This window comes from Winogradskyella sp. (assembly GCF_016744625.1).
In the GTDB taxonomy this organism is placed as follows: domain Bacteria; phylum Bacteroidota; class Bacteroidia; order Flavobacteriales; family Flavobacteriaceae; genus Winogradskyella.
Genome location: NZ_JADGDZ010000091.1, coordinates 1 through 11,121, shown reverse-complemented (window position 1 = coordinate 11,121; position 11,121 = coordinate 1). Strand labels below are relative to the sequence as shown.

General features: G+C 31.7%; 9 protein-coding genes. 1 reads left to right on the top strand and 8 read right to left on the bottom strand.

Annotated elements, in window-relative coordinates:
- Positions 1-1,004: bifunctional helix-turn-helix transcriptional regulator/GNAT family N-acetyltransferase (locus tag QZZ53_RS17155; protein ID WP_365940737.1), on the top strand; the 1,004-nt coding region annotated here is incomplete at its 5' end.
- Between the two features lie 250 nt (positions 1,005-1,254).
- On the opposite strand, the gene QZZ53_RS14615 is transcribed toward QZZ53_RS17155, so the two are convergent.
- The 8 genes from QZZ53_RS14615 to QZZ53_RS14580 all read right to left on the bottom strand — a co-directional run bounded on the left by QZZ53_RS14615 (position 1,255) and on the right by QZZ53_RS14580 (position 10,975).
- Positions 1,255-2,949 carry a hypothetical protein gene (locus QZZ53_RS14615; protein WP_296386031.1) on the bottom strand — a complete coding sequence of 565 codons (1,695 nt, stop codon included), beginning with the start codon at positions 2,947-2,949 and terminating at the stop codon, positions 1,255-1,257.
- 131 nt (positions 2,950-3,080) lie between these two features.
- Positions 3,081-3,617 carry a hypothetical protein gene (locus tag QZZ53_RS14610; protein WP_296386029.1) on the bottom strand — a complete coding sequence of 179 codons (537 nt, stop codon included), beginning with the start codon at positions 3,615-3,617 and terminating at the stop codon, positions 3,081-3,083.
- A gap of 42 nt (positions 3,618-3,659) precedes the next feature.
- Positions 3,660-4,895, bottom strand: coding sequence for a DUF6638 family protein (locus QZZ53_RS14605; protein ID WP_296386028.1), 1,236 nt, complete (start codon positions 4,893-4,895; stop codon positions 3,660-3,662).
- Positions 4,896-5,001: 106 nt separating this feature from the next.
- A complete protein-coding gene (locus tag QZZ53_RS14600) occupies positions 5,002-5,580 on the bottom strand; it encodes an NUDIX domain-containing protein (protein ID WP_296386026.1) in 579 nt (192 codons plus the stop codon).
- 4 nt (positions 5,581-5,584) lie between these two features.
- Complete coding sequence (locus QZZ53_RS14595; protein ID WP_296386023.1) at positions 5,585-7,546, bottom strand: AAA family ATPase; 1,962 nt, start codon at positions 7,544-7,546, stop codon at positions 5,585-5,587.
- 51 nt (positions 7,547-7,597) lie between these two features.
- Positions 7,598-8,386: a hypothetical protein gene (locus QZZ53_RS14590; protein ID WP_296386021.1), complete on the bottom strand. Its 789-nt coding sequence runs from the start codon at positions 8,384-8,386 to the stop codon at positions 7,598-7,600.
- Between the two features lie 58 nt (positions 8,387-8,444).
- Entirely contained in the window at positions 8,445-9,485 is a 1,041-nt protein-coding gene (locus QZZ53_RS14585) for a hypothetical protein (protein WP_296386019.1), read from the bottom strand.
- A gap of 143 nt (positions 9,486-9,628) precedes the next feature.
- Positions 9,629-10,975 (bottom strand): microtubule-binding protein, encoded by a 1,347-nt coding sequence (locus QZZ53_RS14580; RefSeq protein WP_296386017.1) that lies wholly within the window; start codon positions 10,973-10,975, stop codon positions 9,629-9,631.
- Between the last annotated feature and the right edge of the window lie 146 nt (positions 10,976-11,121).

Here is an 11,121-nt window from a genome sequence, read left to right as displayed (position 1 = left end):
TAAAAGCTATTTTATTATATTTATATAAGCACTTATATAAATATTTATTTACTATGGATTCATTAAGAGGTTATGGCAATTTAGGTTTAGGGTCAAGATTAAAAAGAGTTAGTGATTACATGATGAGAGAATCTCAGGTTGTATATAACTCTTATAACATAGAATTTGATCCGTACTTATTTCCTGTATTTAAAACCATTAGCAATTATGATGGAATAACAAACACGGAACTAGTTGAGCAACTAAAATTTACTCAACCTGCAATTACTCAATTTGTCAATAAACTACTTAAAAAAGGTTACATACAACAACTCAATGATAAAACAGACAAACGAAAAAAAACAATTTTTTTAACCAAAGAAGGAGAACATTTACTAATTAAAATAAAACCTATTTGGCATGCCATAGACAAGACAATTAATCAAATAACAAACTATAAATCGGATACGCTATTAGATCAAATAAATCATTTAGAAGATACTTTTAAACAAACTGATTTTAGCGAAATGATATCATGCAATATAGATTCAAGTATGAAAAGCTCTGTAGTAATAATTGATTATAAACCTGAATATAAAAATGCCTTTTACGATTTAAATATTGAATGGCTCAAAACCTTTTTTTATGTAGAACCTTATGACGAAGAGGTTTTAAGTAATCCAGATAAATACATCATTAATAAAGGAGGCTTTATATTCTTTGCTATGAAAGATGATAATATTGTCGGTACTGTTGCCTTAATGCCAACTGAAGAAGATGGGATTTTAGAGCTCACAAAAATGGGTGTTCTGCCAGAGGAACGAGGACAAAATATTGGACAACAATTATTACAACATTGTATTGATTTTGGTAAATCTAAAAATTTGAATGGACTACTACTCTATTCTAGTACTATTTTAGAAAACGCCATTTATTTGTATCGTAAATATGGGTTTAAAGAATTAGAACTTGAAGCTGATAGTCCTTATGTGCGTAGTGATATAAAGATGTTGTTATCGCTTTAATTTAATCATCTTTTGGTTTAGGATAGTAAGCCTTATTGTAGCTATTGCTTGCCTATTCCAATTTAAATCTTCAGTATGAGTAAAATTACCAAACTTTAGCCTCGGATATTTACCTATAACATATATACCTATATCGTTACAATGTACTGGTTCAAAGTTTATGTCATTTTTTTTGTTAGACAGTCTTTGGCTTTCATATAAACTTAACCCAAATAACTTATAGAATTTAATAATTTCTATTGAGTTATTGTTAATTCCCAACTGCCTTCAAAGAATCTATTTGACGCTGAAGTGCATCTATTTGTTTAGAATTATCCTGTACTTTAGGAATCATCTTTAAAGAGTCTAAAGTTTTTTCCATAATGTCCTCATCTTTTGGCTCTTCTTTATAATAGTAACCAATCCCTTCACTCGACCTCCAAGCCTCATTTAATTGACCATAAACGGTTTCATCCCAAGTGCTTGGATGCTTAACATCTATCCAAATTACATCTCTGTATTCACTATCAATCAATACTAAATCTGGTGTTGCAGAACCATCAAATTGTTGTGCATCTGTATCACTAATAGAAGATATCGTTCCTAGAAAAAACATACGTTTTCTACCAGCAATATCTTTAATATATGGTCTAAACTCAACTGGTGTACTTGCGTTCCAATCATATTCTTTACGAGATTCTTTTACTTTTAATGGCATTGCAGAAACACCAGCATAGCCTTGTTTCTTAGTGGCATGATCGTAATAATACATTTTATCTCTACCATCTGCAGGAATAAACACACTATAACTTAAACTTGTACGCTCATCTCCTACTGGCTCTAAACCAAACCAATGGTATAAGCCACTATAAGCATCTGAATTTGAGCCTGCAAAATCAAAATCAGTAACATAAGGTTGTTGATTTTGGTCTTTTGGCATCAATGGAATTTTAACTGCAGTTTCCATATTCCAAGGTAATGGATCACTAAATCCACCTAAGAATTTTAAAGATTCTGCTTGAAGCTGTGATACTTTTTCAGATAAAGTATTCTGCTTATTTAAAAATGGATAATTCTTAATGTCATCTGGATGCACAAAAGTTCCTTTTCCAATAGTAATACGCTCTACATAATCATTAAAATCGTGCTCACCATTATCTATAATCATAACTCCACCAAAAGTTGGGTAAGGAAAAAAGAAGCCTTTCCATTTTATTAAACTCACCACTTGTACCCAAGCATCTGAATCATTTTTCATATAAAACGTATCGCTTGGCTCATAATTAAAAAGCATCCAAGGATTAAAACGCTGTACTACTGCATTATATGTATTTCTACTAAACTTTAAAGATTCACCAATTGAAAAGGTTACTGATATTCTATTTTCATTAGAAAATCGAGGAAATGGCGTTGTACTACTAACTGCAAAAACTTCTTCTGTATTATCGCTAATTTGTTGCATAACGTATTTCTCACTTGGCTGAATAGCCATAGTCCATTTATTCTCAGTGCCAATTCTAACTAAGTGTGGTAATGAAACATCTTTGGTTTCACCTACACTTTCATTAGCCATTGAAAACACATTTCGCAAAGGTTGAATACGTTCATTTTGAGTTAATGGCAATTCACTAATCTCTACTTTATTAAGACTATTAAAGACGTTATAAGTCTTCATATAATCATACATCTTATAATGCCATCCGAATACATAAAGTAATCCAAAAAAGACAATCAATAAGGCTAAAACACCTAAGCGACCTCCTGTATTAGATGTCTTCCTAAATTTGCGCAATCCAAGAATTAGAATGAGCAAACTCACAATAATAATAAACAGGTATTTTCTAACAAATAATAATGCTGGTTGGTAATCGTCTCGTAGTACAAAAAGTAAGATGAGCAAAATTAATCCAACAATGATGGTAATTGTTTTTTGCTTTTTTCCTTTATTCCAGTATGATTTTATCATGCTTAATTTTTTGTCATTCTGAACTTGGTTCAGAATCTTGAATTTAATATTATCTTTTGTGGATTCCGCATCAAGTGCGGAATGACAAACTTTTAATGAGATCCAGAAGTAAATTCAGGATGATACTTTCTTTACATTAGACCCTTATCTTTTAAACGGTCGCGTGCACTTTGCTTTTCAGCTTCAGGTTGCGACTTAATCTCTTCTTTAACATCTTCTACCACCTCTTTATCTTTAGTCTTTAAGTCTTCAATAAAGTCTTTTCCTTTTTCCACAGCGCCATCAACCATTTCACCTAATGAGTCGCTTTTTTCTTCCACGACTTCAGTTGTCTTTATTACAAAATTAGCTAAGTATGTTCCTATTAATGTACCAACTGCAAAAGATGCAAAAGCAGAAATACCGTTATAGCTCGAAAATACAGCAAGAGGTGTTAAAAACTCTACTACTAATGCGGCAATCATAACCAAGCTGACAATAAAAATAATACGAGGCAAAAGTGCTTGTTTATAAACAAATCCTTTTGGATTGTCTGCTTTCATTTGCAACTCTTTGCTATTAACGATTTTATTTAAAAATCGGTAAACACTATTACTATTAGATTCTCTCCAATAAAGGAATATTCCGAATAAAATTGCTGCTATAAATATTACTAGTTCTATTCCCATAATTATTGTATTTAAGGTTCTTATAAAATTAGTCTAAATTTCTTAGATATTGTTACTAATACGTTCTATTGCCCAATCTCTAAAGGAGTCATTCCAAGTATCATAACTCTTATAAAATTGTTCTTTGTCATACCAATACAAGAATAAAACATCTTTTGGCGAAATGTTAATCAATAACTTGTGGATTAAATCTCGATGCTCTGCTGATAAAGATGAATGTGGCTGATGCAAAGCAAAGTACATAGATTCTTCTACCATATCCTCGATTTTGTAAGCGTTACTTCGCTCTAATTTTTCGAGATACAATTCTACTCCCATCACTTGTTTACGTGCTTTTATATCTATTTTATTCAAATAGCTTTTAAATAACACTTTATCATTTAGAATGTCTTGTATTGGATGTTGTGTTTCCTTTAAAAGTTTATGAAGTTCATATTTTTTAATTCTATCATAGTTTGGAGTGTTTACAATCGCTTCTAAATTACATTCAATAATAATATGATCTTTTAGTTTATCTATTAACTCTGGTTGCTCAATATGATAAATAAGCACATCGTGTATCGTATCTTTTATGGCTTCTTTGTAAACGTCCTTACTTTCAAAAACAATGATTGGCTTTATAAAATCTCTTAGTAAATACACACCGTCGAAGGCTCTTGTAAAAAATGAACCTGTTGTAAAATGCAAAGGATGCAAGCTTAAATCTCTATCACGTAAATCACCATAAGTTTTAGCAGAGTCTAATAATTCTTGATGAATACCTTCATCTATAAAATTATTGCCAGTTTTAAACTTATCAATAAGTTTTAATTGCTTTTTCTGAATTTGTTCGAGATTATCAATGAGCCTGAATGTAATACTAACATCATCATATTTAAGAATGTCTAAAGGCTCATAAAACACATCAATATCTTGGTCAAAATCTATGCAAATGGCCGAATCTCTAGTAATATCATTAATTTTTTGACCATGTGTTCTAAAAACATGTTGCATCATTTCTCTATCAAAAGAATGAAATGGGAGATATACAGGCTTTCCTTTTTGTAAAGGTGATATGATAATGCCATGAGGATTTGCATCTCCATGATTAAGGTATTGCACATTCTTCTTCTCTTCCGCTACCTCAGGACTCCAACCTACTCCATCAATATAAAATGACTTGAGTTTGGTTTCAGTAAAACCTAATGTTTTTAAACACTTATTGTAACGCTCTACTAATTTTCCACTTACAGGAATGAGTTCACTTCTATATAGGTTTGCTTCTTTTAGTTTATCCATCTTATTGCCGTTAAGCGGTAATCACTTTTGTTATTCCTGAGAAATCAGAAATCTATTTTGTTTATTTTATTCTACTTAATTCCTACCTGCACAGGAATGACTACTATTATAACAATTCGTTTATTTGAACATATTGTAATAGCATTATCGTTTTAGCATCAATGATTTCCTCATTTTTAATCATCTCTATAGCTTTAGAAAAAGGCATTTCTAATACATCTATTTCTTCATCTTCACTATCTAAACCTCCTCCGTCATTAATCTTCATTGCATCACTATATTCAGCAACGAACAAATACATTTTTTCGGTTAATGCTCCAGGCGACATATAAGCTGTTAGCACTTGTTTAGCGCTTTTAATTTTATAGCCTACTTCTTCTTCTGTTTCTCTTATAATAGTTTCTAATGGACTATCATCTTTGTCAATGGCACCAGCACAAGCTTCAATTGACATACCATCATTTTTATCATTTTCATAAGCTGGCATTCTGAATTGTTTTGTTAATATCACAGTTCCTTTCTCTGGATCGTATAACAAAATTGCTGTGCCATTACCACGATTATAGGTTTCACGAGATAGACGTTTCCAATTTCCTTTTTTGAATTGGTAATCGTAATCTATTCTATCTAATGTTGCCCATTCATTGGATAGTTTGATGTGTTTTATGTTTTTGAGGTTATTCATTTAATCAATCTATTTTCCCAAACTGCTCGCGAGCTTCATTATCAATATTCAATTGATTCACTCTAGCATCTACTTTACGCTTAAAGTCAGTATCAGCAATGGTAGCAACGTTATCTAAATAACGAATAACTTCTTGTCTTCTAATATCAGAGAAGTTTAAACCCTTCATATTAGACTTCATTAATTCTTGAAGCATATTGAATTTGGTTTCATAATCCTTTTTGAAATATGTCTCAGGATTTTCAAACCAATCTTTTTCTAAATCAAAATCTGTTAAACGCAATGAAATTGCAGATTGAATATTACGTACATCTCGCGAAGAGAAAAACGGAAATATCTTCTGAATCTCTTTATATAAAGCAGCATAGAACATATGATCGTCCGTTTCATGAAGCTTCTCTACTTTATCAAAAGTTTCGTGAACACGCTCTTCTGATGGCTTTTCCATTAAATTAAGAATGTCTCCCATGCTTTTAGCTAAACCTTGATCCGCTAGGTATTTATACACTTCTGGATCGTCCATATTTACAAAATCTGGCATTGTACTTTGTAACTTTCTCCACCAAATATAATCTTGGTCTAAGAAATCGTGCTCAGTACGTGCTCCATCAATTTTAAATCGACCTTGTACACGTGAGATGACGGCTTTATCTAACATTTCTGGTAAGTTAGTAAACAAACCTATTGAGCTGTTACCATAATTTACAGCATAAGCACCTTCAGTATATCTTAAAAATACACCAATCACTTCTTTTACACCTGCAGAAACTCCTTGTGCTGTTCGCTCTTGTAAATTATTCTCAGCATCATCTATTGGTGCAAAAATTAATTTCGTTGGATCTTGTAAAGGCTTCATCCACTCTACCATTTTCTCAGCAGAACCACCTTGAAACGTACTAATCAAAGTATCTGGCATTGGATGGAATAAAAACGGAATATCTAAATTATCGCTATGTTCTTTTAATCGCGTAGCAATTGCAGCAATCAACATACTTTTCCCTGTTCCTGGTATTCCGTAACCCATAAATACAGGCATAAAACCACCAAGCTCTTGAAAAGGGTTCTTCTTTGCTTCAAAATCGTAACTCAGCATACGTTCTGTTAAACGACGTGCAAAATGCTTGGCATCTCTGTTACCTACAATTTGTTCAAACTGAATTTTGTTAAATTCTATACTTTTTGCTGTACCAGAAAAGACATTATCCCAACCTGAAATTGCAAACTCAGAATTTTCAAGTTTATAGGTTCTATCAACAATAGTTTCAGTATGTTCTAAGCTACTCTTACGTAATTGAATTTCGTCAATTAGAGCTTCAAAATAAACAACAGTAAAATCTATAACATCCTTATCTGATTTTATAATATCTGGGTGCCCTAAATATTTATCATAATAAAACAACTGGCATGAAATACCTTTTAATGGAGACATAAACGATACTTCCGGAATGCCTGCAAACTTCTGCTTCATCACTGATAAATCGTCTGAAGCATGTGGTTTTAAATCGTGTAGAATCTTATAAGACGTAGCAAACAACATAAATGCCGTTGATGTATGCATTTTACTTTCGTACTCACGCTTTCCTGAACTATCTAAAGCTGATTTGTTTTCGCTTAATGTTGATAATCCTGATGCATCATAAAAGCTATCTTTAATCCAAATACCAAGTGTTAAGCCTTCTTGTACAGCATACAAGGTTTGGTTTAAATAAATTGGAAGTGCAACCGATTCTGGCAACAAACGCTTCTTTAATGCTAAAATGGTTTTAGATACTGAAGTAACATTGACATTACTGCCATTATTTGCTCTAGATAAATACAATAATATGGATTCATCTTTAGCATCATTATCTTTATTCTTTGCACGTTGACTTTGCTCCCATTGAATAGACTTTAGATATGATGTTGCTTCATCACGAAGCATATCGAGTTCATTTTGTTTTATAGGGAAAGTTGAGTTGTGTTCCATTTTTTTAATCTTTTTAATTCTAATTAGAGTTTATACTAACGCAAAAGAATTTTACTGGTTTTTTACTTGATATAATTTATTAAACCCATCAAATAAGTACATTTTATCTTTAACTGAGTATAGTTTCCATGCTGTAGTGTGATCTTTAGTCTTTACTCTAATCTTATTTTTTCCAATTTCATAATAACTCATATAATCAATACAAGGCAACCCAAAATGACCACCAGTACTATGCTTATTTATAATAATTGGTTCGTCAAATTCTTTAAAAGGAATTGCTTTTTTTAAATAATTATTCTTTCGTACTGAAGAATAGTCTATAAGTGTATCATTCTTAATTTTTACTGTATCAATTGCTGTTTTAAGAAAAGCTTTTCTTTCTTTAATCAAATCATATGAAATATACATTTTCCAATTATAGTCTTCAATAAGTGCGTTAGTTATACTATCAGTAATTTCACCATTATTAGTGATTTTTTGCTTGAAAGAATACATACTATCCAACACATTAATGACTACTACTGGTTTAGTTTTCTCATAGTTAGAGCCATAATACATCTTACCATCTTTATAAAAATTACCATTTGTGTCAAAATAATTAGGATAAGAACCACTTTTGTTTTCTAATACTACTTTTCCTTGACTGGTAACGATCTTCGTTATTTGGTCGTCACTATTAGAAATAAAAAAATTATCGTTTTCTAAAAATTCAACCTTATCACTGTCATTAAAAATATCAGTCACTATAAAATAATCTGAATCAACAATTATATCATTTAAAAAAGGAACATCAGGATATTTGTCTTCTTCTACCTGACAGTTAAACGTTGTCAATAACATTGACAGTAATAATATAATGGTATAATATGTCCTATTTGTTTTTTCCTTCAAAACAATATTAGGTATTAAGATCAGAAACTTGAATAGGTGCTTGCGCTAGCTTATTCATGATTTCGGGTGTTTTATTATACAGTAATTGTATAATTCTATGTGGTGCAAAAATATAACGTTGTCTATACACTGCATTCCATTTCTGGAAGGTTTGCTTGCTAAAAAAACTACCTTCTTTAAACTCACTCACAGACTTTAATTCATCTATTTTAAATGAAATAGCATATGATTCTAAAGGGATTTCTTTATTTGAAATGCCTTGCAAAACTGCATGAGTAACTTTGTTTTCGTCTTTTGCGAAGACATTGTGTATTGGCCCTAAATCGACACGTTTTATAAGCTTTGGTAGCACTTTTGGCAAACGCTTGTCTATAGCATAAGCCATAGTATCCATATTCATTTCGCGATCAGATGTATTTTTTAAAACCGTGTAAATCTCTTCTTTATAATCATTAGCATTTCTACCGTCATAATCGAAATACATATAACAAATAAATGGTCTGTTATGAGATACATCATAAAAGCTCCAACTGACTAAGTATTCTGCTTCTGAACCTTCTGGTGCTTGAATAATTTTACCCTGAACAAAACGATTGAAAATATATTCTTTCTTGGCTGATGTATAATAAACTATAGATGATGCTTGAAACAATTTACGCTTTGCAATTGGCTCTTTTTTGCGCATTAAAGTATCTAAAAATTCATCTTTTAAGACATCTATATCGGTTAGTCTACCTAAGTAGTCTTCTCGTAATGCTAAATCGTTGAATAAGTATCTAAATTCTAAATAATTAGGAAAACTAGAATCGGTTAAATCGACTTTCATGTTATCTTCATCATCATACATGTATTTTACACGTATGGCTTCGATAGAATACAACAGCAAATCACTGTATTGCTTAAACAACTGTACTTCTTGCTTATTAAGTAATTGCTTTTCTTGTACAGCAACAATGAGTTCTTTGAGTGTGAAATCTATCATTTTATGATAGAACACATACTGTTCTTTAGAATCTAATATTGCGGAATCTAATGGTGTTACTATCATTATAGTAGTCAGTTGGCAGTATTCTGTTTGCAGTTAACTACGAATACTAGAAATGTATTATTAAAATGTTAATGGAAATCTAGTTAGTATACACAGTATTAAGCCACAATTAGATTGATAACTGAATACTACTTCCTAATTTTTTATCCTAAAAGATCGTCGTCGTTAGACTCTGGTTTTGGTTCACCTGCTGGTTCTCCTCCTCCATCACCTGAAGGTGCATTTGCATCTGCAGCGTAGTAATCTTCGAAAATTTCTTTCATATCAATTCCGTAACGCTCAGCAAAATTCTTTTGAATAGACTTATCTTTTTCTCGAATTTCTTGTAAAGCCTCAGCATAACTACCATAAACACCTTGCATCACTTTTTCGTGAACTGGAATATTATCCATCATTTCTTGACGTGCTTTAGCACTTGCTGTATGCATTGCTGCCAAAGTTTCACCAATATGCTCATCGGTTTTAACACCTAAATGTTCTAAGATTGCCGCGAATTCTTGATCTGTACGTGCTTTTAAAGCAACCACATAACCATCGTAATATTTTAAACGTTCATCTGTATCAGACTTTAATTTAGCACGATGTGTTTGTAGATTACTTCGCAAAGATGTTAATACTTTAATTGTTAAGTTATGCTTATGTACAAAACTATCTTTAGAAGCTGCTAAAGTCGTGTATGCATTTTTAAGCCCTTCTAACTCTTCAACTTTTTGTTCTAAAGTAGTTACCTTACCTAAAGCATCTGAATATTCTGTAGACTGTTTATCTGCAACTTCTTCTAACGCTTGGCGTGCTTGTTTTAACAAAGCATATTGCTCTTCGAGTTTATCTTCTACTTCTTTTTTCTTTTGAAGCGCTTTAGTATGATTATTGCTCGCTTCTACAATTGCCGTTTTTAGGCTTTCTTCAACTTCTTTAATTTCGAGCTCTCTATCTTTTAGACGCTTAATTGCAGCCTGACTCTTAAATGATAATTCATTTAATAATGTCTGAACATCTGCTGTTTCAATACGTTGCTGAAACATTGCTTTCGCTTTGTTATCTGCAGCATCACGAACAGTTTGCGCATTTTTAAGCTCAGCTTCGGCATCTTTAATTTTGCCTTTTCTTCCCCAAAGATTATTCCACCATGTATCTGGTTTGTTATTTGCATCTTCAAGCTCAACTTTAGCACGCTCTAAACGTTTTATGGCATCATCAATAATTTTTTGCTCAGCAGCGTTTAATGCAGAGAAACCTTCGAACATAATACCAACTTCATCTTGATAGTCTGTTAAATCCTTAATAGCATCAAGTAAAGTAGTTCTGTCCTTTTCTGCCATATCTACAACATTGTCTAATGTTGCGTTAAGTATTTTCTGACGACTTTCCGGATCATCCTCTTGAGCCAATTTAGACTTCATTTGGTCTATGGCTTTTCCCCAGTTTACATCTACTTTTTCCGCTTTTTCTTGCGAGTTGGTTTCTAACAAATCAAAATCATCAGACATATTATGTTGTGTGTTTTAGTTGAACAATAATTGGATAAGCAATTTCGGCAATTTTTACGAGTATAAAAACTTTACCTACTAAATTATATGTATAAAATATTATAAAATTGTTACAGTAATTTTATAGAATCAGCTTAATTTTATAA